We start from the raw sequence: 21659 nt of genomic DNA on the forward strand, positions 1-21659 counted from the left end.
ATGGTGTGATTTACATCGTTTTTTGATGGTGGTATGTTCATGGTGCAAGCGAAAAATCTTGTCGCGCGGCGAGTCTTTGTTGATCAGGATATATTTACCGAATTTGTTGTCTGGCTTGTACCGAAACCCTTGAGAGGTAGCCTTCATAATTATAAATACCGCTTCGCCTTGGTTGCCAATAATGTGTGTGTGTTGAGATATGACAACGAAGCAGGAAAAGGCGACCATAAACATGTAGGAGAAACCGAGGTTTCCTATAGGTTTTCGACGATCGAGGCACTACTCGCGGATTTCAAAAGTGATGTAGAAAGGTGGCTCCATGAAAACAATCGTGTTTAAGGTTCAGACGCTGGCGTCTGTGCTTGATGACGTTGAGATCGCATGGAATACCGGTGAGGCAGATACCACACCCCAGTTCAGTTTCGTCACATGGGAAGTCATGCATAAAATCCTGTCGCCGAAGCGATTGAACATCATAAAGGTGATGGCCAGTGCTGGCCCTTTGAGCATTCGGGAGATTGCTCGCCGCGTTGAACGGGATTTCAAAGGCGTTCATCTGGACGTTACGCTGCTTTTGAATGCTGGAATCATCCACAAGACTGACGAGGGTAAGGTGATTTTTCCCTACGACAAGATTCACGTCGATTTCAAGATTTCAGCGGCGGCTTAAGCAGAGCAATACACCCTACCCGTTCTCTTCATCCTCATCCTCACCGGCCTTGTTGGCCGGTTGCCACGCATGCGGCGTCACCTTCTTCTGCGTGTTTGAATCGGTGAATATCCACCAGCCGGCGTCAGTCTCGTCCCACTGACCACCGGTCGCCTTCAGGCGATCAAGCGAACGGTATTGCGCGAGGGATTCGTTTTCCTGTCCGTCCTCATCTTTCCAGAAGACCTGAACCTTGCTGCCGTCTTTCGGGGCAGTTGCGATTGGCTGACGTCCGCTCATGATACTTCCTCCCTGCAAATCTGTTGTGCGTGATTTGTGGTCCGTGGTTCGACAAGCTCACCATGAGGGAGAGGGGTGATGCAACGCTAATCGCAAAGATTGCAAAATTAGCCCCCCCTCACCCTGAGCCTGTCGAAGGGCGAACCAGAAACCCACGCAACGCACAATTCTGCCACCAGCAAAATCAGGCAGCAGCTTTTTTCTTCTCCAACCGCGCCCGGATGCTGGCGACATCAGACTTTGGCGTGGCCGCAAACAGCGTCTTGGTATAGCTGTGCTGTGGATTTGAGAACACTTCCTCGCGCGTGCCATACTCGACCACTTCACCATAATACATCACCATCACCTCATCGGCGATGTAGCGCACCACGGACAGGTCATGGCTGATGAACACATAGGTCAAGTTGAACTCGTCCTGCAGATCCGCCAGCAGGTTGAGGACCTGCGCCTGCACCGAAAGATCGAGCGCCGAAACCGGCTCGTCCAGTACCAGCAGGCTTGGGCTCATCATCAACGCGCGAGCAATGGCAATACGCTGGCGCTGACCACCGGAGAACATATGCGGATAGCGGTTGTAGTGCTCGGGACCAAGCCCGACCTTGACCAGCATCTGCATGGCAAGCTCGCGCCGTTCAGCAGCGGTCTTGTTGGTGTTGAGCAAAAGCGGCTCACCCAAGACTTCACCGATCTTCTGGCGCGGGTTCAGCGATCCATAGGGATTCTGGAAAATGATCTGCACCTTGCGGCGCATTTCCGGTGTTACCCTATCCTTGGCGATGTTGATGGGCTTGCCATCAATCAGCAATTCGCCTTCAGACTGCGGATCAATCAGCGTCAGGATGCGGCCCAGTGTTGACTTGCCACAACCACTCTCGCCAACAATGGCGAGGGTCTTGCCCTTTTCCAGCGTAAAGCTAACGCCCTTGACCGCACGTACAGTCTTGGGTTTGCCGAACAGGCCACCACCAACGTGATAATCACGGACGATATTGCGTCCTTCAAGAACGATCTCGCTCATGATGCTGCTCCTGCATTGGCGGCTTCGTTCTTCATAAAGTCTGCCACGGTCGACAGGCGGTCGCCCGTCGCGTTTTCCGGCAAGGCAGACAGAAGGGCACGCGTATATGGACTTTTGGGCGTTTCAAACAGCGAAAGCACGTCGGCTTCCTCCATTTTGCGCCCCTTGTACTGAACGATCACGCGATCAGCGGTTTCAGCAACAACGCCCATGTCGTGGGTGATCATGATCAGACCCATGCCGTGCTTGGCTTGCAGGCTGACCAGCAGGTCGAGAATCTGCTTCTGGATCGTCACGTCGAGCGCTGTGGTCGGCTCATCAGCAATCAGCAGCTTTGGATTGCAGGCGATGGCAATGGCAATCATGACGCGCTGGCACTGGCCGCCGGACATCTGGTGCGGGAACGAATTCAGCCGTTCCTCCGGTGTCGGAATACCAACCTGCTGCAACAGCTCGATGGCGCGCTTGCGCCGGGCCTTGCCATCCATTTTCATATGGAAACGCAAAACTTCTTCCAGCTGAAAGCCAACCGTAAAGCACGGATTGAGGCTTGCCATCGGCTCCTGAAAAATCATCGCCACGTCGCGGCCAACAATTTCCCGGCGCTGTTTGGTGCTCATGGTCAGCATGTCATGACCGTTGAAAACCATTTTGTCGGCAGTCACAGTTGCGGTCTTCGGCAACAGGCCCATGACGGCAAGCATGGCCACTGATTTACCCGAGCCGGACTCGCCTACGATGGCCAATACTTCGCGTGCTTCAACGTGAAGGTCGATCCCTTGCACCGCCATGAACTGGCCGGAACTCGTGTCGAACCCAACCGAGAGATTCTTGATTTCAAGCAGAGCCATGATCTCAGCTCCTCTTCAGTTTGGGATCGAGGGCGTCGCGCAAACCGTCGCCAACGAGATTGATTGCAAGCACAGTAATCAGGATTGCGAGACCGGGGAATGTGACAACCCACCAGGCGCGCAGGATGAATTCGCGTGCTTCCGCCAACATCGTACCCCATTCTGGTGTGGGCGGTTGTGCGCCCATGCCAAGGAAGCCAAGCGCAGCCGCTTCAAGAATGGCATTGGAGAACGACAGCGTTCCCTGCACGATCAACGGTGCCAGACAGTTCGGCAGGATCGTCTTGAACATCAGACGTATATGGCCAGCACCGGCAAGCTTTGCGGCAACCACATATTCGCGGTTCTTTTCGCTCATCACGGCAGCACGCGTAAGGCGCGCAAAGTGTGGTTGCAGAACCAGCGCAATGGCAATCATCGCGTTAAACAATCCCGGTCCAAGAATTGCCACCAGCACGAGTGCCAGAAGCAGCGGCGGGAAAGCGAGAATGATGTCCATAATGCGCATGATCAGCGCATCAACCCAGCCACGGAAATAGCCGGCAAGCACGCCAAGGATCACGCCCGTGACCATGGAAAGCGTTACGACGATCAGACCGATGAACAACGAGAAGCGCGCGCCATAAATCAGACGTGACAGCAAATCACGGCCAACGGCGTCGGTACCCAGCAGAAATGTCGAATTACCGCCTTCCTGCCATGCGGGTGGTGTCAGCAGCGATTCGCGAAACTGTTCATATGGCGCATGCGGAGCGATGAACGGCCCGAGGATTGCGACAAGTACCAGAAAAATCAGAGTGACAAGCCCGATAACAGCGCCCTTGTTAACGCTGAAATAGAACCAGAATTCCGTGAACTGGCTCATGCGGCCCGATGAAGGGGCGGCGGTGAGCGTTACGGGAGGGGAAACTTCGTTAGTCACGGTTCCTCACTTTACGCGGATACGCGGGTTGACGACCGCATAGAGCAGATCGACAATCAAATTGACGGTCATGACGATGAGCGCGACCAGCATAAGGCCACCCTGAACGACGACGTAATCACGCTTGGCGATAGCATCGATCATCCATTTGCCGATACCCGGCCACGAGAAGATCGTCTCGGTCAGGATGGCACCGGCCATCAGCAGACCCATTTGCAGACCAATCGTCGTGATGACGGGGATCATGGCATTACGCAGCGCATGAATGCCGATGACACGCTTCGGGGCAAGGCCCTTGGCGCGCGCTGTACGCACATAATCCTCACCCAGCACTTCCAGCATGGCAGAACGTGTCTGGCGGGCGATAACCGCAAGCGGAATCGTCCCAAGCACGATCGTCGGCAGGATAAGGTGCGAGAACGCAGACTTGAATGCGCCCTTCGGACCTGAAATCAGGCTGTCGATCAGCATGAAGCCAGTTGTCGGCTTGAAGAAATAGACCAAATCCATCCGGCCCGAAACTGGCGTCCAGTGCAGAATACCGGCGAACAAGATAATGAGCAGAATACCCCACCAGAAAATCGGCATGGAATAACCGACCAGTGCAATACCCATGCTGAGCTGGTCGAAGATCGAACCACGCTTGACGGCGGCAAAGATGCCTGCAGGAATGCCGATGATGACGGCAAACAGCATGGCGCAGATGCTCAGTTCAAGCGTTGCCGGAAAGAGTGATAGAAAGTCGGCAAGGACCGCGCGTTTGCTGGCGATCGACGTGCCAAAGTCCCCGTGAAAGATATTCCACAGAAACGAGAAATATTGCTCCCAGATCGGTCTGTTGAAGCCAAACTGCTCCATCAGCATCTGGTGGCGTTCCGGCGTCATGCCGCGTTCGCCTGCAAGCGCAATGATGGGATCGCCGGGAAGCAGGCGGATGAAGATAAAGGCCACAAAGCTGATACCAATAAATGTCGGGATCAGCAGCAGCACTCGTGAAGCGATATATCGGAACATGGTAACCTAATAAAAAGCGGTACCGGCCGAAGCCGGTACCGCGAGGAGTGATTTACTCGGTGATGTCAACATCGGCGAAGTTGTGAACGCCGAACGCGCTTTGCACGTAACCGGTCACATTCTTCGTCGTAACATCGGTTACCAACGAGTGCGCCAAGGTAGCCCATGGTGCTTCACGCTTGAAGATAACCTGAGCCTGTTCGTAAAGCTTGGTGCGTTCAGCCTGATCGGCAGTCACAGCAGCCTTGTCGATGAGCGCGGTGAACTCCTTGTTGCACCATGCGGTACGGTTGGCCTGACCAACAGCCTGGCACGAAAGCAGTACGGCCAGGAAGTTGTCCGGATCACCATTGTCACCGGTCCAACCGAGAATGACGGCACCGTCATGCTTTGGATCGGACGCGCGCTTCAGGTATTCCTGCCAATCGTAGCTGACGATTTCGACCTTCACACCAACCTTGGCAAAATCGGACTGCAGAAGTTCTGCGGTACGGCGGCCATTTGGCATGTAAGGGCGTGCAACCGGCATTGCCCAGATCTTCATCGACAGATTCTTGACGCCAGCCTTTTCGAGAGCCTTCTTGGCCGCTTCAGGATTGTATTCGTCATCCTTGATGGCCTTGTCATAGGACCACATTGTCGGCGGGATCGGATTAACAGCCGGTGTGCCCTGACCCAGATAGACAGCGTCTACAATAGCCTTCTTGTCGATGGCCATGTTGAGCGCCTTGCGCACTTCCGGCTTGTCGAAGGGTGCCTGTGTCGTGTTGTAACCAAGGTAAGCAATATTCAGGCCCGGCTTCTGAATGACCTTCAGATTGGCATCGGCCTTGAGGCCAGCCACATCAGCCGGATCAGGATAGATCGTGATGTTGCATTCACCGGCCTTGATCTTCTGCACGCGCACGGCAGCATCCGTGGTTACAGCAAAAATCAGGTTGTCGACCTTTACCTTGCCCTTGAAATAGCCCGGGTTGGCTTCGTAGCGGATGGCTGTGTTCAGCTGATAATCAACGAACTGGAACGGTCCGGTACCAACAGGCTGTTCATTGAACTTCTGCGGTGTACCGTCAGCCTGTAGCTTGTCGGCATATTCCTTCGATACGATCGAGGAAAAATCCATCGCAAGACCTGCAAGCATAGGGGCGCTTGGCTTGTTCAGCGAAATCTTGACAGTCAGGTCATCGACCTTCTTGACTTCCTTGATCAGCTTGGGGAAGTCCATGCTTTCAAAATATTCGTAGGTGGCGCCATCAACATATTTGGCCCACTTGCTGCCTTCCTTCTGACGCTCGAACGAGAAAACGACGTCATCAGCATTCATATCGCGGGTTGGCGTGAAAAAGCTGGTTGTCTGGAACTTGACGCCCGGACGAAGTTTGAATGTGTATTCAAGACCATCATCGGAAATCGTCCAGCTCGCTGCCAGGCTTGGCTCGACTTCGGATGTACCCAGCTTGAATTCAACAAGCTTGTTGAAGACAGCCTGTCCGGTCGCATCAAGCGTTTCACCGCCGGTATAAAGTGCTGGGTCGAAACCGCCGGGAGCAGCTTCAGAGCAGAACACGAGATTTTTCGCCGAGGCTCCACCTGCCATCAGCCCACCCGTCAACATTGCAAGCGCTGTCGCCGCAAGGAATTTCTTGTAGGTCTTCATTTTTCCACCTTCAGAGGTTTTTTGTGTTGCCGGCCCCCTTGCCCGCAACCGAGGTTGCATGGAAGCCTTTGCAATGTCGCAATGCAAGCAGATTTATTCGCAGTCAACCTTCCAGCGGGCGAAGAATTGAAGATTCTGGGGAAATTTTTTAACAAAGCCACAAAAATAGCGAAATTCACTAAATGTGGCGGCCTGAACTTTTGTTATGCATTGTTTATAAATCAACATATTCTTGCATCGCGGGTGCCCTTCCCTCGCTTGGAGAGCAAATATCGGCTGGATCAAGTCCCAAACTCGTGCCAGAAGACTTGAAAACCAGCGAGGAGACGCATTGTGAATATTCAGGGCCAAACAGCGATTGTAACGGGCGGCGGGTCCGGCCTGGGAGCAGCCACGGCGCGCGCACTGGCGGAAAAAGGCGCGAAAGTTGCACTTTTTGACATTAATCTTGATGCAGCGCAAAAAGTGGCCAGCGAAATTGGTGGCTTGGCTGTCGCCTGCAATGTCTCCAGCGCCGACGACGCGCAGCGAGCTGTCGCCCATGTCGCAGACAAGCTGGGCACGACGCGAATCCTCGTTAATTGCGCCGGTATCGCCAATGCCGGACGGATTGTTGGCCGTGACGGTCCGCACGATCTTGAGCTTTACCGCCGTGTCATCGAAGTCAATCTCATTGGCTCATTCAACATGCTTCGGCTCGTCAGCGATGCAGCCTCCAAACTCGACGCGCTTGAAACGGGCGAACGCGGTGTCATTATTTCAACAGCATCAGTTGCCGCCTTTGACGGCCAGATTGGTCAGGCGGCCTATGCCTCGTCAAAAGCCGGTATCGCAGGCCTGACATTGCCGGCAGCGCGCGAACTCGCCCGCTTCGGTATCCGGGTCATGTCGATAGCACCCGGAATCTTTGGAACACCTATGCTTTTGGCCATGCCGCAGGACGTTCAGGATTCGCTGGCAGCCTCCATTCCCTTCCCTTCCCGTCTTGGCAAACCCGAGGAATATGCAGCACTGGCACTGCATATCATTGAAAACCCCATGCTCAACGGCGAAACGATTCGTCTTGACGGCGCCATCCGTATGGCGCCTAAATAAGACAGATTAAGCAGGTTCAAGCGAAAAACGGGATACACCTCAGGGTTGTGATGCGACCAAAAGTCCGTGCAACCCTTTGGTATTGGCCACGTTCTGTTAACGTCGGTCATCTAAATTCCTTTTTAGCGAGCGAATGCTGAGGGCGCTGACAACACCGCAATTCAGAACCTGGAAAGGTGGCAGATGTCCGTTATCAATCGTCTGGTCGTTTTGTTGCCGGGCTTTGAACATATGCCGGTAGAGGCCCATCATCGGCGCTTCCTGCGGGAAGCAACCAAGACAGCGCCTGTCTATGACATGGCGCTGCGCGAAGATGGTGCGCTGAAAATTTCGTCCGCGGAAGATACTGTCAGCGTGGGTGAATTTCGGTTGCAAACGGCGGGGCCAAACTGGTCTGCACAGACCGATTTCGTGCTTTATGGACTGGGTGACATCAATCTTTTCTATGCATCCAGAAATCCCATTGCCCGGATTTTGAGCGGGATCATTGCGCTGATCGATTTCATCATCACAGGCACATTCTTCCGCTTCATTGCAACGAGCTGGCGTTACGCGCTGTTCTTCCTCTATCCACTCGTCATCATGGGTGCCATCCTTGGTCTCGCTTTCGGTGCCGGGGGCATTGCCTGGCAGTTTTCCCGTGAGGCGATGGCACCAATGGCGGTTTCGGTGATCATGGCGCTGGCATTGCTGGTGCTTGCAGCCCGCAGAATGCATTTTCTGCTGCTCATGGATGACTGGACATTTGCGCGCGATATGGCGCGCAACCGGCGACCGGACATTACGGCGAAGCTGCGATATGTGATTGCAGACGCGGCAAACCGTATCAGCCGCGCACCTGCCACAACCGAAGTCGTGGTCGCTGCCCACAGTATGGGCGCCATCTGTGCCCTGCAGATTCTTGATAAAGCCCTGCAAAAGAATAGTTCACGGCGTTATGGCTTGCTCACAGTTGGTTCAAGTCTTCTCAAGATCGCCTTGCACCCGGCAGCAGACGCTTTGCGCTCCAGTGTCGAGAATGTCGCCCGCAGCCGCACACTTTGGGTTGATGCGCAGTCACTGACAGATCCTATGAATTTCTATAAATCGAATCCGGTACGCGACCTGAATATATCAGATGCGGAATCCCCCGTTCTGGTCAGAGTCCGCTTCCGCAATCAACTTTGCGATGAAACCTACAAAGCCATCAAACATAATTTTTTCCGCGTGCACCGGCAGTTTGTCTACGGCGTCGAGAAGCGCTCAGCCTATTCCTGGCATGCAATACTCTGTGGACCTGAGTGCTTTTCGGATATCGCAACAAGCGGCGGCCTGGCGTGCGAGTGTACTGCGCATGTCGCCTCGTCCATCAAAATACCTGAAACTGCCGCCGTATGATTTCGCTTGTCGTTGCCGGAAAGGCCCTGTGGGTCGTTTTTATAGTGACCTGGTATCTGTTGCGCCGCCCGTTTGACCGGCGCGCGCAACGGGCCAAATTGACAGTTGATCGCAGAAAGGGTGCAGATACCGTCCGGCTGGCCGTGTCTCTCATTGGTCTTGGCATCATACCCGCATTCTATGTAGCGACAGGACAGCCAAGATTTGCGTCTTACACCCCGAATCCTGCACTCCTAGCCCTTGGTATTCTGGCCGGTATTGCCGCTTTGATCCTGTTTCGCCTGACGCACAAGGCACTCGGTCAGATGTGGTCCGTGTCGCTGCAATTGAAACAGGACCACAAGCTCATCACCACAGGCATCTACAAACGCTTGCGGCACCCCATGTATTCGGCCTTCTGGCTGATGGCATTGACCCAGGCCCTGCTTTTGCCCAATTATATTGCCGGTCTTTCCGGTCTCGCGGGGTTCGGCTTCCTGTTCTTCCTGAGAATAGGAGCGGAGGAGCGAATGATGGAGGAAGCTTTCGGGGAAGAGTATCGTCAGTACCGTGCCATAACCTGGCGCGTGCTGCCATTCGTCTATTGAAAGCCGGGCCATTTCGATGGTCTGGTCATCACAGGATTGAAAAGAGAACCGCCTTGGTGAACATTGCCTCAACCGCTTCCGCGCCGTTCAAGGTGCTGCTTGCATCGGTCTTTGCGACATCCCTCGCTGCCTGCCAGTCGACCCCATCATCCGATGTGTCCGTTAGCCCGTCTGCTTACACGGCCGAAATACCAGAATTGACCTGCGCCGCCCACGGCAGCGTCAAAGGCGCCGCGGCGAAATTGACAGCCAACCGCACCAGACCGGGTGACCCGGCCTATATGGAATTCCGTCAGCGTCTGTCTCCGGGCATTCCAAGCGGCCACATGTATGTGGTCTTCGGAAGGCTTGATGCCAAAGGCAATCCCGTGACCCGCCAATATAATGGCCTCTTTCCCAAAGGCAGCTTGCTTGGCCTTTATGGCGGCGCCATCATTCCCATGCCGTCCGAACTGAAACCGAGCTATTCCGATTGCAATTTCACCACCGGCGCCGCCTATCGCGTTTCCCTGACAGAGGCCCAGTACCAGCGTCTTCTCAGCAAGGTACGCGCCAATCTGGCCAACCCGCCGCTGTGGACCATGTTTGGTTTCAACTGCAACAACTACGCCGCCTCTTTGGGCTCTGTTGCTGGTCTTGTCGAACCATCCAACCGTGCCCTGCCGTCATTTGCCTATATCTACGCTTACATCGAAGTAAACGGCGATAAGAAACCACCGGCGAAAAAGCCGGTGTGACCCGGCATCACAACCAGTTTACCGCTGTGGATTATCCAGCCGGCTTCCATAATTTGGTCCCAATCCGGGAGACATCTGACGGCGTTTTGGACTATGGTTCGAATGGTCCCGCATGAAGGCAAGCCGTCCATTGATCCCGACAAATTATACAATTCTTCTGCCCAAATTTCAGAGAGCCCGGCGTAAATGAAATCACTTATAGCCATGCTTTTATTGACGGTCGCAATGACCGGTTCATCCAAGGCCATGGATTCAAAGGAAGCGGAAGAACTGGAAGGATTGAGCCCGGAAACGCGGCTGGAGCAGCGGTGTGACCTTGAGGCAATGGAGCGCATTCACCACGATCCGGTCAAGCTCGTACCCGATGAACTCGTCGCCTACGCCTTTAAGGACCCCAAGGTGACCGGTGATAAAATCCAGTCCACCGGCGCTGCGTTTCGCAGCAAGGGCGAGTGGTATCACCTTTCCTACACATGCACGACGTCACCGGATCACATGACCATCCTGACGTTTCAATATGCAATCGGACAGATGGTTCCACACGACGAATGGTCACAGCACTTCCTCGTGCCATAACCACGCGCCAAAAAGCGCCGCTCTCGCGGCGCCAGATCGTTCTTTGCCTTAATTGGCGGGAGCCGGACGGTCCTGAGCGAGCAGCATCTGGCCGATAGCATCAACCGATTTGCTCTTGGGAGCTTCGAAAGCAAGCACAGCCGGTTCTGCAGCCTGTGGCATAGCAGTTGGCTTGGCCGAGGCTGGTGCAGTGAAGACCATAGCCGGTGCGGGCGGATCAACCGGCACCGCAATATTGGCAAATGCAAGCTGCTGCGGCGCAGCAGCAGGTGCCGTCTGAGCCTGAGCCACCGCGAAAGGCTGGTTTGTCACGCGCCCGGACGTTGTGGTCGTCATCGTCGGCTGCGCACTGGCAACCATGATGTTGTTGACCGACGCCGGGTTGGTATTTCTCATGCTGGCTATATAGGCATTGGCAATGGCAACGCTTGCCACCTTGCTACCCAAATCAGGCGTATTGTAACGGTCCCGCTTCTCGTAAAAGGCATTACCACCGGCAACAACCGTGTAATGCATATTCCGGTAAGGGAAGCGCAGTCCGGCCGTATGGAAGAACATTGCTTCCTTGACCTTGGGATGACGCTGGCCCTTGAGCACCGCATCCGCTGCCTGCTGTACATCAGGAAGCGCTGCCGACTGCATAGGCCGGGAAAGAACACCGGGAGCAAACTGCCCCTTTTCACCAACGACGCCGCAAATCGTATTCGCATATTTGCCGGAATCGAGGCGATTCATAACCACAGTTCCCACCGCGAGCAAACCATCCTGGCTCGAGCGGTTGGACTCAAAGAACATCGCCCGCTCAAGACATTCCTTGTCCTTCGGGGTATAGGCGTAGCTTTTGGAAACGGTTGTATTGTTGCTTGCCAGATTTGCCTTCACCTTACCGGCGTGTTGGGCAGTCTGCGTAGAGCACCCACTTACGAGGCCAATGGCGGCTATAACACCCACAATCCCGGGGGTTTTCCACTTCCTTGCGCCGATCACGAAGCAATTCTCATCGCTGTTTTTCCTGCTGGTGAAGTTGGTCACAGATTGATGTCATTTAGGGCCAAACAATGGCAAAGAGAGTTAACGTGTAATCACTTTCTATCATCTATTTGAAATCATGGCGTTATTTTATTCACAAAAGAAGCAAAAAATTTCTAATAATGGCAAAATTAAGAATTTGTTTACCGTATTTATAGTATGATTTTCGCAGTTGATCCCGGCTTGAGAGGCAGAATCATGCCAAGCTATTCCGCAAGATATGACACGCGTGAAGCATTGATGGAAGCGCTCGTGGAACTGATGGCGCTCGACATTCCTGTTGAAGAATTTGCCCCGGTTTTGTGTACGATTGGCCCTGTCGATCTCGATCTGCTCGCCGATTGCATCCATGATGCCGGCATTAACGACACCAGATCAATCGCTGCTTAACACCTTATCGTCCTTTCGCTGAAATCGCTTGTCCTGTACCGGCCGAGCAACTATCTCTCGCTCAACATAATGAGGGATAGGCCGTGACCGACAAGAAGGATGTATTACGCGAGACCGACGCAGAAGCTGTCCGATTGGCAAAGACACTGGTCCGCAAGGCGCGTTACGCTGTCATTGCTACACTTGACCCTGCGACCGGCGGTCCCATTGCCACCCGTGTCGGCCTTTCCACGGATCATGACGGCACGCCTGTTATTCTTGTCTCCGCCCTTTCCGCACACACGCCTGCCCTGATCGCTGACCCGCGTTGTTCGCTGCTGATCGGCGAAGTCGGCAAGGGCGATCCGCTGGCCCATCCACGCATTACCATGTTTGCCAAGGCACGGGAAATTGCCCGCGAAGGCGCTGAACATGCCCGTATCGAATGGCGCTATCTCGCGCACCAGCCCAAGGCCAAGCTTTATGCCGGGCTTGGCGATTTCCGCTTTTTCCGTCTTGAGCCGACAGGTGCGAGCCTCAACGGCGGGTTTGGTAGGGCTTACCAGGTAACTGCTGATGACCTGCTCAGCCTCAATCCAGTCAATGAAGAATTGGCGGCGGCGGAGAAAAATGCAGTCGAACATATGAATGATGACCACGCGCAGGCCATAGCGCTCTATGCGCGGTTTTACGCCAAGGCACCTGATGGCAGCTGGCGGATAACCGGCATCGACGCGGAGGGTTTTGATATTGCCGATGGCGATGATGTGCAGCGTATCTGGTTTTCCACGCCGCTCGGCTCAGCCAAGGATATGCATATGAGCCTCGTGCGCATGGCTGGAGAGGCGCGGGCAGGCTTGGGCACTGCTGGCGAAAAGGCCTGAAACATGGCATCGGATGACCAGATCTGGCTCGACCATCGCACCATTCGCATCGATGATCCAGAAGATGCGCGGCTTGTGCCCTATCGCGATGTTCGCGAGCGCGATCTGGTTGGCCGGGAAGGCCGCTTCATCGCGGAAGGTAAGGTTGTACTCAATGTATTGCTTGCGAACGCTGCTTTTGCCGTAGAGTCGCTTCTGGTCCTGGAAAACCGGCTTGCAGGGCTGTTAGAGCAAATCCGTCTCTGCCCGGATAACGTTCCTGTCTATTGCGTGTCGCGCCATGTCATGGATGCGATTGCCGGTTTTCCCATGCATCGCGGTATTCTCGCAGTTGGGCGGCGCAGTACGCCCTGCTCTACCAGTCAATTGATTGATGCTCTCCCCGAAAAATCACTTGCCGTGGTGCTTTGCGGCATATCCAACCACGACAACATGGGTTCGATCTTTCGCAATGCCGCTGCGTTCGAGGCTGACTGCATTCTGATGGATGAAACCAGCTGTGACCCGCTTTACCGCAAGGCAATCCGCGTATCCGTAGGTGCAGCGCTCAAAGTGCCATTCGCCCGCGAAGGTTCGATTGAGGAAATTGTCGGCAAGCTGCAACGAGCCGGTTTTGATATCTATGCGTTGAGTCCCTCAGGCACCGAAACCATCTACACGGCACAACCCGGAGCGCGCACAGCCCTGCTGCTCGGAACCGAGGGAGAAGGTCTGCCAAAAGCATTGATGCAAAAGCTGCGGACTGTCAGAATTCCCATGTCGCAGGAATTTGACAGTTTGAACGTCGCAACAGCGTCAGGGATTGCCCTGTCACGATTTAGCCGGTTCTCCGCCGCCTGATTCAAGCGCCGATGCTGCTTTTTGCAGCGCGCGGATACGATCGGCCAGACTGACAATGACCTCGCCATTGTCGTCATAGGCCACTGCCGCATCTTTACCCGTGCCATCAAGCAGTTTGTTCACCGGGGACGCTGGTCCCTCGAGCCGGGCAACCATCGCGACGACCTGCGATGCAAGTGTGTTCATTTCCTCGCGCAGCCGTTTGCTTTCCTCAGCCTGCACCAGCGCCTGCTTGCCACGAGGCGTTTCCGTGGCAGCAATGCCCTGTTTGCGGCCTTCAGCAATCACGTTGCGCAACCGCTCATTAAGCCGTTCAACTTCTTTTTCCCGCCGCAATAGCTTGGCCTCACTGTCTGAAAGCTGTGTCACAAGGGTTGTCGCCTGTGTCTGGGCATCGCTGCCCCGCTTTTTTTCCTGTTCGAATGAATGCTGCAAGGCTTTGATCTCGGTCTCCAGCTTGCGCTTCTGCTCCTCGGCATCACGTCGGCCCTGACGCGCTTCCTTCAACTCATCCGAAAGATTCTCGATGCGCGTGCCCTGCGCTGCAACATCGATCTGCAAGCTGTCAGCCTTCGTTGCCGTGCTGGTCAAACGCCTGTTTAAAAGCTCCAGCTCCGCTGAACGTTGTTCGAGGGTCTGTGCTGTATTGCTCAGGTCTTTCCCCGTCTTTTCTAGCGTCTGCCCCCGTTCGGCAAGCGTAGCCTGCAACTCGGCAATTGTGGTGTCACGCGCAGAAACATCACTGGAAAGTGTGCGAATCTGCCGTTCCTTGTCACTGAATTCGGCCAATTGCTTTGCAGACTTTTCCTTCACGCCCGCAAGGGTCATTTCGAGCTTGCGTTCACTGACCGCGTGTTCGGCACGCAAGCCATCGCGCTGGGCCTGTATTTCATTGAGCGTCAGCGGCGTTTCGGCCTCGACACGCCTGCGCGTAAGCAGCATCGCGCGGCGCCAGATAGGCGGTGCAAAAATCAGCGCCAACAGCACGGCGCTCAAAAATCCAAGAGCAAAATAAAGCGCGGTCTGGATCACGATAAAAGTCCTATTGGTAGCTCAATCTGGCACAATGACAGTCTGGCATCAAACGGCAAAGACGCGGGAACAGTTTCCGCGTCTTTGCTATAGGTTAGCAGTATGAAGGGATCAAAACGGATTCCAGGTTGGTGACTGGGTGATCTTGAGATAGCCGACATTCACACCAAGCCGCGCGCCGACACCCGTGCGGATCGGCACGAGCAGGACCTGATTGCGCTTGAGCACGTTGAAGCCAACGCCAGCGAAGAGATAGGCCGAACCCGCCACGCCGACAAAACGGCCATAAAGATTCTGCACATCGTCGAGATTATAAACGAGCATCATGACACGGGAGCCTTGGCCACCAAAATCCCATCCGATGGATGGTCCCTGCCAGAATGTTTTGTGATCGCCCGCATTCTTTGTGTAGAGCGAGCCTTCGCCATAGGTAAGACCGCCGATGATGGCGCCTGATCCTTCTTCGCCAAGGATATAACCGTTCGGCAAACCATAGCTCTGGAAAATCTTTTCAACAGCGGATGCGAGGCCACCGGAGGTCGATCCAAAGAACCTTTGCCCCGAATTGACGATCTCGTTCATCGAGTACTGATCCTGAGCAGCATTGGCCATTTGCGGCTGCGCAACAACCAGTGACACCATCGTCAGGATCAGAAGAAAAAAACGGTTCATAGACAAGAATAGAGACGCCATCATAATTCCTTTTGGCTGTTCGCTTCTTTGTCCGACGCCAGTTGCGAATCTTGTGTTCGCTTTATAATTGAAGCACCATTTAAAGGTCTAAACCTTGTATAAAAGTTTATGAATCGATCTTGGCATTTCAATGGCTTGCCTGGGACGAGAAAAAGATAGCGATTTCAGCAGCTACCGGCATTTTCGACGTCGTTCTTGCCCATGCGGACTGAGCTATGTATCCAAATGCAGCAGCAATCAGAGTGATTCGCATGAACATCTGATTCGGCTTGAGCCCAATGTGCAGACCAAACCGCTAGCCAATCTTCAGGAGACTCTCTTATGACATTGCCCGTAATTCTTTCGGCAACGGACCTCGGAGCCCTGCTGAGCAGCCGTATCTGCCATGACATCATTTCGCCAGTCGGCGCGATCAACAACGGTCTGGAGCTTCTCGAAGAAGGTGGTGCCGACGAAGACGCGATGAACCTCATCAAGTCGAGTGCGCGCAGCGCATCTGCCCGGCTTCAATTTGCCCGCATTGCTTTTGGCGCGGCTGGTTCTGCCGGTGTGCAGATCGACACGGGCGATGCTCAGAACGTTGCCAATGAATATATGAAGGGCGAGAAGGCCGAATTCACCTGGACAGGAAATCGCGTCCTGCTGCCGAAGAACAAGGTAAAGCTGCTTCTCAACCTCGTATTAATCGCCAATGCCGCCCTGCCGCGTGGCGGCACGTTGAATGTGGCACTGGAAACACCGGAGACCGAACCGCGCTTTGTTCTGACCTCGCGTGGCCCGATGCTGCGTGTCCCGCCAAAATTCCTCGAATTGCACAGCGGCAAGACCCCGGAAGAGCCTATCGACGCGCACGCCGTACAGCCTTATTACACCCTGCTTCTGGCGCAGGAAGCGGGCATGACAATCTCCATCCACGCCACCCCCGAAGAGATCATCTTTTCAGCCGTTTAAAAATTTACCATTCGCCTTGGGCATTTCTTCACGGAGTGCCTGTTACTCTCCCCTGACGCGGCTGCAATCTCGCAGCAATTCCGGGGGGAGTTCGCATTGTTACGGTGCATGATTGTTGATGGGGCACCGGTTGTCCGCAAAGTTGCAACGCGCCTGCTCGCCAGCGACAATGTCGTCGTGACCACTGCTGACACGGGCTTCCAGACGGTTTCCGCCTGCAGCGTGGAAATGCCTGATGTGATCATTCTGGATTGCGCCCTGCCGGATATGCCATCTGTTGATATTATCACCCAGATCCGCGCACTTCCCGGTGGCACAGCGGCCAGGATTTATCTCTGCCTTGCTGAAATCGATGTCACGAGGATCATGCGGGCAAAGCGAGCTGGAGCGGCTGGCTATCTCCTGAAACCATTCAACCGGGAATCCATTTCCGGAATTCTCCCCGCGGCTACGGTGCTTTAATCGGGCATTCCCTGCCAATAATATCGGCAAGGAACGTCATGACAGTGCGCATGGCCGGCGAACGGCTGACATCCGGATAGGCGGTCAGCCAGATATCGCGGACAGGCGGCGGTTCCTGTACATCCAGCTTGACCAGCATCGGATCGTTGTCGCCCATGAAACAGGGAAGCGCTGCCGCCCCCAATCCTGCGCGGGCCGCCTCCTGCTGGCCGAATAGATCACTGGCCTGAAAGATAATCGGACGACCCGCAAGGATCGCACGTAACCACACCTGTTGGGTCAGGTGATCGAGTGTTGAATCATATGCAATGAAAGCCAGCGTTTCGGGTGGCAGGGCCGCCTGTTCGCGGGTGGCATAGAGCGCGAAGTGGAGGGCACCGATCCGCCGGATCAGCAGGTCCTGTTCCGTTGGCCTCGTCATACGCACAGCCACATCCGCCTCGCTGCGATCAAGCGCAGCATTATGCGACGCACCCGCCAGCGCCAGGGTTATATCGGGGTGTTCGCGATGAAACTCCACCACATGCGGCGCTATCAATCTTGCCGCGACTGCGGGTGGTGCGCTGATACGCACCGTTGCCGTCGCCGCGTTGGTCAGGCCACGGGCACGCCTGTTGATGGCTTGGGACAGGCGCGCCATTTCTTCTGCAAGCTCAGCAATCGCGCTTCCTTCCGCTGTAAGCGGCGAGCGGCGTGGCAGACGATCCACGAGGCGCAACGAAAGTGATTGCTCCAGCGATGCCACACGGCGTCCGACCGTCGCATGATCAACGCCCAGTTCACGCGCGGCAGCCGACAAGGAACCTGTCCGCGCCAGAACGGAAAAATAATGCAAATCCTGCCAATCAAACATAGGTGCATTATTGCACAGATAGAGGGATAAAACACAGAATTTCCACACATAGTCTGATGTGGTCGAATGCCTCCATTCCAAAGGAGAACATTATGTCATTGATTGTGGAAATGAGCGGCCATGGCGGCCCTGAAGTGTTGCACACACGCGATATCAAGGTCGCTGACCCCGGTCCAAACGAGGTTCGCATCCGCCAGACAGCGATTGGCGTCAATTTTGTCGATATTTACTTCCGCAGCGGGCTCTATTCACCACCGAGCCTGCCCGCGGTGCTTGGGTTTGAAGGCGCTGGCACGATTGATGCCGTGGGAGACGATGTCACCAACCTTAAACCCGGTGATCGCGTCGGCTATACTGGTATGCCGCTGGGTGGTTACGCCGAAGTGCGGCTGCTTCCACAATCACGTCTGATCAAACTGCCGGATGCCGTTTCGGATCGCGTCGCGGCAAGCACGTTCCTGCGCGGTTTAACCGCCTATATGCTTTTGCATGAGGTTCGTGCGATCAAACGGGGCGAGTGGATACTGGTCCATGCGGCCGCTGGCGGCGTTGGCCAATTGGTCACGCGCTGGGCCAAACGTCTTGGCGCCAATGTGATCGGCACGGTTGGCTCGGAAGGCAAGGTTGCACTGGCAACAGCAGCCGGTGCAGATGAAGTCCTGTTTCATAAATCACCCGATTGGGCCGAGCGCGTTCGCCAGATCGCCGAGGGTAAGGGTGTACATCTCGCCATTGATGGTATCGGTGGCTCCACCTTCACGCAGACACTGAAGACAATTCGTCCTTTCGGAATTCTCGGATCAATTGGACAGCCCGCGGGCCCAATTCCTCCGATACGCATCGAAGATTTGAGCAATATTGCCGTGATGCGCCCCAGCATCATTGCTTCCGTCAACAATCCGGAATTTTATCAGCGTGCCTCCAAGTCCCTTTTATCGGTCCTGCAGGATGGTCTGGAGAGTTCCATTGGCGCGGAATACGCGCTTCACGACGCGGCAAAAGCCCAAGCCGACCTTGAAGCTGGCAAAACAACGGGAAGTGTGATTCTCACCATCTGAATTTGATGCGCAATCGCTACAGAGCCGTCACCCCCCTGCGAAAAACGGTCATTGTGACGATCATATTTACCACCACGATAGCCATCAACAGCAACAGTGTCATGTCGATACCGTAACTGCGAATAATGCCACCGGCTATATAGGGAAAACCAAAGGCACCAATGAAATAGCCGATCGTGAACACTTGCGATGCGACAGGAATCGAGAGCCCTCTTTCATCCGCAAGGTTCACGATCATGGCGTTGAGTGTTGAATAGGTTAGGCCGTATCCGATCGCGAACAGCAGTGTGGCCATGATATAGAGCGTCATGCTTTTCTCATTCACGGCTAGCAGGACAAGCGCCGACAGAGTGAGTGCGAACATTGTAAATACCAGCTTTCCCAACGGCAATTTGCCAATGTGTGATGCAATCGAAAAGCGCAACGCCACCGTCGTCACCGTAAATGTCAGAAAAAACGTACCTGAACTGAGATCGCGCGATTCCGCATAGAGCGTTTGAAACGTCGAAAGACCGGAAAAAACGCAAGCAGAAAGTCCGATCATAATGACGGGAAAGACCGTCCTTGCACCTACGATGCCTGATGCAAGCGGGATTGTGAGAGCAACCGCTACCATCGGCAACTGATCGATCGTTTTCAATGCACGCCGCGCCCACACCATCAAGCCAGCGGCTATCAGACAGAACAACCCGTAGCAGACGTAAATCATTGCGGGCGAGCCGAGCCCCCGAACGAGCAGATGTCCCAGCGGAGCAGAAAGCCCGATACCCAGCATTTGCGAGCCGGATAGTAACGTCAAGGCTTCAATTCGACCGGCGGGCTTCAGGCAATGGATAAGCTGTATAGGTGCCAAAATGTAAAAGACAGACCAGCCAAGACCGAGCAGCAAGCCTCCCGTATAAGCAATGCCAATGCCGAGAACTCCCAATCCCGCAAAGCAAGCCATGGCACATGCCATCATGACGGCGGAGCAGATGATCAAAGGCAGGATGCCTATGCGTTCGGCGAACCGGCCCGCGCCAACACAACCTGCCAAGGTGGCAATGGTACCAATACTGATGATATTTCCCGCCTCGGCAGCATTTCGGCCAGCTGCGCGCAACACGTCGACCAGCAAAAAACTGGAGCCGTAGGCGATGGCCAATATCATTGCACCAATGAGGAACGGAACAAATGCGCCAACCGGCATTCTGTCCGCGAGAGAACCAATGGGCATTTCAGGACTGGCTTCTATCTCCGGGAGAAAAAGCGTTTCCGTATTGTGATGAGTATCGTTATCATATGTTTTCATGAAAAGAGATAACAGCCTTCATATCGTTACTCAAGCTTTACGTGATCTGATTGCATCTTCCGCGCCCGGCTCTCAATTGCCATCGGTACGTGAGTTGATAGAAAAATTCCGAGTCAGCCCTGCCACGGTGCAAAATGCCTTTGCCCGATTAACCGGTGAGGGTCTGATTGATCCAAGACCAGGACAGGGAACGTTCGTGCGCCAACGTCCGTTGAATGTCGCGACACCGGACCTTTCCTGGCAGGCAGTAGCGCTCGGTGCCGCACGCGACACAAGCGAATCGATGCAGGACCTGCTGGCGTTGCCGTCCCCCCGCAGCATGCCGCTAAGCATGGGTTATCTGCCCCCTGACCTGCAGGCGACCGAGCTTCTTTCAACCGCTTTGAAACAGGTCGCCAAACAACCTGCGCTTTGGGATCGCCTGCCATTGGAAGGCATGGAGCCGCTCAGAAGCTGGTTCGCGCGTGAAATAGGTCAGGGAAATATATTTACCCCGCATGAGGTCATCATCTGTCCCGGTGGGCAAGCAGCCATAGCAAGTACCTTACGTGCATTGCTTGCACCGGGCAGCACCCTGCTTGTCGAAGCGCCCACCTATATTGGCGTTATCTCGGCTGCACGGGCTGCAGGCATAACGCTCGTGCCCGTACCGACGGATGGAGATGGCGTCCGGCCCGATTTGCTGGAGGCCACATTGCGCGAAACCGGCGCGCGCGTGTTTTACTGCCAACCGACCTTTGCCAATCCGTCCGGCACGCTACTTTCGCAAAAGCGCCGCAACGACGTGCTCGGAGTGATCTCCGATGCGAGAGCATTTCTGATCGAGGATGACTGGGCACGCGACCTGTATCTTGGAACTCCACCTCCAGCGCCGCTTGCCGCGCAAGATTCGGATGGCCACGTCATTTACATCCGCTCTCTGGCAAAATCCGCTGCTCCCGGCCTACGCATAGCGGCGATTATGGCGCGGGGTGCGGCATTGGCACGATTGCGGGCAACACGCGGTGGAGAAGATTTTTTTGTTTCAGGACCATTACAGGCGGCGGCATTGAACATCGTCACATCTTCGGGTTGGAAACGACATCTGAACAATGCGCGCAATGCACTGACTGAGAGGCGCGATACACTGATGGCCGCGCTTCGCAGTGAGTTGGGGCATGATATACGCATAAACTCACCCCAAGGCGGCATGCATTTATGGGTGCAACTGGAAGATCATGTGTCCGACGTCGCTATCGCCTCGGACCTCGCACGCCAAGGCGTTCTGGTCAGCCCGGGTAAGGTATGGTTCCCAGCTGATCCCCCCGGTTCTTATCTCAGGCTGACATTCGCAGCTGCACCGTCCATATTGCGCGAGGGCGCGCGGATCATTGCGACCACATTAAAACAAAAGAGCGGCCCACAAAGCGGCTGA

25 protein-coding genes and 1 pseudogene are annotated in these 21659 nt (G+C 54.8%); 15 read left to right on the forward strand and 11 right to left on the reverse strand.

All coding sequences use genetic code 11. The features are described 5' to 3' along the window. Positions 1–39: 39 nt before the first annotated feature. Together AB4Y96_RS20555 and AB4Y96_RS20560 are read left to right on the forward strand one after the other, a co-directional pair. Positions 40–339, forward strand: coding sequence for a toxin-antitoxin system TumE family protein (locus AB4Y96_RS20555; RefSeq protein WP_441919528.1), 300 nt, complete (start codon positions 40–42; stop codon positions 337–339). Beyond that, positions 320–670: an HVO_A0114 family putative DNA-binding protein gene (locus AB4Y96_RS20560; protein ID WP_441919529.1), complete on the forward strand. Its 351-nt coding sequence runs from the start codon at positions 320–322 to the stop codon at positions 668–670. The genes AB4Y96_RS20555 and AB4Y96_RS20560 overlap by 20 nt, the downstream gene beginning before the upstream one ends. Positions 671–685: 15 nt before the next feature. Here the strand turns inward: AB4Y96_RS20560 and AB4Y96_RS20565 are convergent, their stop codons facing one another. The 6 genes from AB4Y96_RS20565 to AB4Y96_RS20590 all read right to left on the reverse strand — a co-directional run bounded on the left by AB4Y96_RS20565 (position 686) and on the right by AB4Y96_RS20590 (position 6411). Then, positions 686–949, reverse strand: a complete 264-nt coding sequence (locus tag AB4Y96_RS20565) for a hypothetical protein (RefSeq protein WP_441919530.1) — start codon at positions 947–949, stop codon at positions 686–688. Between the two features lie 184 nt (positions 950–1133). After that, a complete protein-coding gene (locus tag AB4Y96_RS20570; RefSeq protein WP_112525905.1) occupies positions 1134–1967 on the reverse strand; it encodes an ABC transporter ATP-binding protein in 834 nt (277 codons plus the stop codon). Next, positions 1964–2818 (reverse strand): ABC transporter ATP-binding protein, encoded by an 855-nt coding sequence (locus tag AB4Y96_RS20575; protein ID WP_441919531.1) that lies wholly within the window; start codon positions 2816–2818, stop codon positions 1964–1966. Before AB4Y96_RS20575 ends, AB4Y96_RS20570 begins: the two co-directional genes overlap by 4 nt. 4 nt (positions 2819–2822) lie before the next feature. Continuing rightward, positions 2823–3683 carry an ABC transporter permease subunit gene (locus tag AB4Y96_RS20580; protein ID WP_091878053.1) on the reverse strand — a complete coding sequence of 287 codons (861 nt, stop codon included), beginning with the start codon at positions 3681–3683 and terminating at the stop codon, positions 2823–2825. Positions 3684–3746: 63 nt separating this feature from the next. Next, positions 3747–4754: an ABC transporter permease subunit gene (locus AB4Y96_RS20585; RefSeq protein ID WP_091878054.1), complete on the reverse strand. Its 1008-nt coding sequence runs from the start codon at positions 4752–4754 to the stop codon at positions 3747–3749. A 52-nt stretch (positions 4755–4806) separates the two neighbouring features. After that, on the reverse strand, positions 4807–6411 hold the full coding sequence (locus AB4Y96_RS20590) for an ABC transporter substrate-binding protein (RefSeq protein ID WP_091878055.1): 1605 nt from the start codon (positions 6409–6411) through the stop codon (positions 4807–4809). A 333-nt stretch (positions 6412–6744) separates the two neighbouring features. On the opposite strand from AB4Y96_RS20590, the gene AB4Y96_RS20595 reads away from it, so the two are divergent. From AB4Y96_RS20595 to AB4Y96_RS20615, 5 genes are all read left to right on the forward strand, one after another. Then, on the forward strand, positions 6745–7506 hold the full coding sequence (locus AB4Y96_RS20595) for a 3-hydroxyacyl-CoA dehydrogenase (protein ID WP_441919533.1): 762 nt from the start codon (positions 6745–6747) through the stop codon (positions 7504–7506). Between the two features lie 183 nt (positions 7507–7689). Continuing rightward, positions 7690–8883, forward strand: coding sequence for a hypothetical protein (locus AB4Y96_RS20600; protein WP_441919534.1), 1194 nt, complete (start codon positions 7690–7692; stop codon positions 8881–8883). After that, positions 8880–9470, forward strand: a complete 591-nt coding sequence (locus AB4Y96_RS20605; protein WP_441919535.1) for a protein-S-isoprenylcysteine O-methyltransferase — start codon at positions 8880–8882, stop codon at positions 9468–9470. The genes AB4Y96_RS20600 and AB4Y96_RS20605 overlap by 4 nt, the downstream gene beginning before the upstream one ends. Positions 9471–9526: 56 nt before the next feature. Further along, complete coding sequence (locus AB4Y96_RS20610; RefSeq protein ID WP_441919537.1) at positions 9527–10207, forward strand: hypothetical protein; 681 nt, start codon at positions 9527–9529, stop codon at positions 10205–10207. A gap of 186 nt (positions 10208–10393) precedes the next feature. Beyond that, positions 10394–10783: a DUF930 domain-containing protein gene (locus tag AB4Y96_RS20615; RefSeq protein ID WP_441919539.1), complete on the forward strand. Its 390-nt coding sequence runs from the start codon at positions 10394–10396 to the stop codon at positions 10781–10783. Positions 10784–10831: 48 nt separating this feature from the next. Here AB4Y96_RS20615 and AB4Y96_RS20620 read toward each other — a convergent pair whose 3' ends face one another. Further along, the gene (locus tag AB4Y96_RS20620) at positions 10832–11770 is read right to left on the reverse strand and encodes a cell wall hydrolase (protein WP_091878061.1); all 939 of its coding nucleotides are present in this window, start codon (positions 11768–11770) and stop codon (positions 10832–10834) included. A 240-nt stretch (positions 11771–12010) separates the two neighbouring features. Between AB4Y96_RS20620 and AB4Y96_RS20625 the strand changes: the two genes are divergently transcribed. The 3 genes from AB4Y96_RS20625 (at position 12011) to AB4Y96_RS20635 (ending at position 13905) form a co-directional block, all read left to right on the forward strand. After that, entirely contained in the window at positions 12011–12202 is a 192-nt protein-coding gene (locus AB4Y96_RS20625) for a hypothetical protein (protein WP_139210400.1), read from the forward strand. 83 nt (positions 12203–12285) lie between these two features. Beyond that, positions 12286–13065 carry a HugZ family pyridoxamine 5'-phosphate oxidase gene (locus AB4Y96_RS20630; RefSeq protein ID WP_441919542.1) on the forward strand — a complete coding sequence of 260 codons (780 nt, stop codon included), beginning with the start codon at positions 12286–12288 and terminating at the stop codon, positions 13063–13065. 3 nt (positions 13066–13068) lie between these two features. After that, positions 13069–13905, forward strand: coding sequence for a TrmH family RNA methyltransferase (locus AB4Y96_RS20635; protein WP_441919544.1), 837 nt, complete (start codon positions 13069–13071; stop codon positions 13903–13905). Here the strand turns inward: AB4Y96_RS20635 and AB4Y96_RS20640 are convergent. Beyond that, complete coding sequence (locus AB4Y96_RS20640) at positions 13876–14937, reverse strand: hypothetical protein (protein ID WP_441919546.1); 1062 nt, start codon at positions 14935–14937, stop codon at positions 13876–13878. The genes AB4Y96_RS20635 and AB4Y96_RS20640 overlap by 30 nt on opposite strands. Before the next feature lie 111 nt (positions 14938–15048). Further along, complete coding sequence (locus tag AB4Y96_RS20645; RefSeq protein ID WP_441919563.1) at positions 15049–15579, reverse strand: DUF1134 domain-containing protein; 531 nt, start codon at positions 15577–15579, stop codon at positions 15049–15051. A 372-nt stretch (positions 15580–15951) separates the two neighbouring features. Between AB4Y96_RS20645 and chpT the strand changes: the two genes are divergently transcribed. Further along, positions 15952–16581 (forward strand): histidine phosphotransferase ChpT, encoded by a 630-nt coding sequence (gene chpT / locus AB4Y96_RS20650; RefSeq protein ID WP_091878067.1) that lies wholly within the window; start codon positions 15952–15954, stop codon positions 16579–16581. 108 nt (positions 16582–16689) lie between these two features. Next, positions 16690–17043 carry a response regulator gene (locus AB4Y96_RS20655; RefSeq protein ID WP_441919547.1) on the forward strand — a complete coding sequence of 118 codons (354 nt, stop codon included), beginning with the start codon at positions 16690–16692 and terminating at the stop codon, positions 17041–17043. Here the strand turns inward: AB4Y96_RS20655 and AB4Y96_RS20660 are convergent. Beyond that, the gene (locus AB4Y96_RS20660) at positions 17030–17896 is read right to left on the reverse strand and encodes a LysR family transcriptional regulator (RefSeq protein WP_441919548.1); all 867 of its coding nucleotides are present in this window, start codon (positions 17894–17896) and stop codon (positions 17030–17032) included. The two genes, AB4Y96_RS20655 and AB4Y96_RS20660, sit on opposite strands and share 14 nt — an antisense overlap. A 92-nt stretch (positions 17897–17988) precedes the next feature. Between AB4Y96_RS20660 and AB4Y96_RS20665 the strand changes: the two genes are divergently transcribed. After that, entirely contained in the window at positions 17989–18954 is a 966-nt protein-coding gene (locus AB4Y96_RS20665; RefSeq protein ID WP_441919549.1) for a quinone oxidoreductase family protein, read from the forward strand. A 16-nt stretch (positions 18955–18970) separates the two neighbouring features. Here the strand turns inward: AB4Y96_RS20665 and AB4Y96_RS20670 are convergent, their stop codons facing one another. Continuing rightward, complete coding sequence (locus tag AB4Y96_RS20670; RefSeq protein ID WP_441919550.1) at positions 18971–20170, reverse strand: MFS transporter; 1200 nt, start codon at positions 20168–20170, stop codon at positions 18971–18973. Positions 20171–20243: 73 nt separating this feature from the next. Here AB4Y96_RS20670 and AB4Y96_RS20675 point away from each other — a divergent pair. Together AB4Y96_RS20675 and AB4Y96_RS20680 are read left to right on the forward strand one after the other, a co-directional pair. Beyond that, positions 20244–20432, forward strand: a pseudogene (locus AB4Y96_RS20675) (winged helix-turn-helix domain-containing protein); the annotation flags it as partial. 9 nt (positions 20433–20441) lie between these two features. Next, positions 20442–21659: an aminotransferase-like domain-containing protein gene (locus tag AB4Y96_RS20680; RefSeq protein WP_441919564.1), complete on the forward strand. Its 1218-nt coding sequence runs from the start codon at positions 20442–20444 to the stop codon at positions 21657–21659.

This window comes from Phyllobacterium sp. TAF24, assembly GCF_052113785.1.
In the GTDB taxonomy this organism is placed as follows: Bacteria; Pseudomonadota; Alphaproteobacteria; order Rhizobiales; family Rhizobiaceae; genus Phyllobacterium.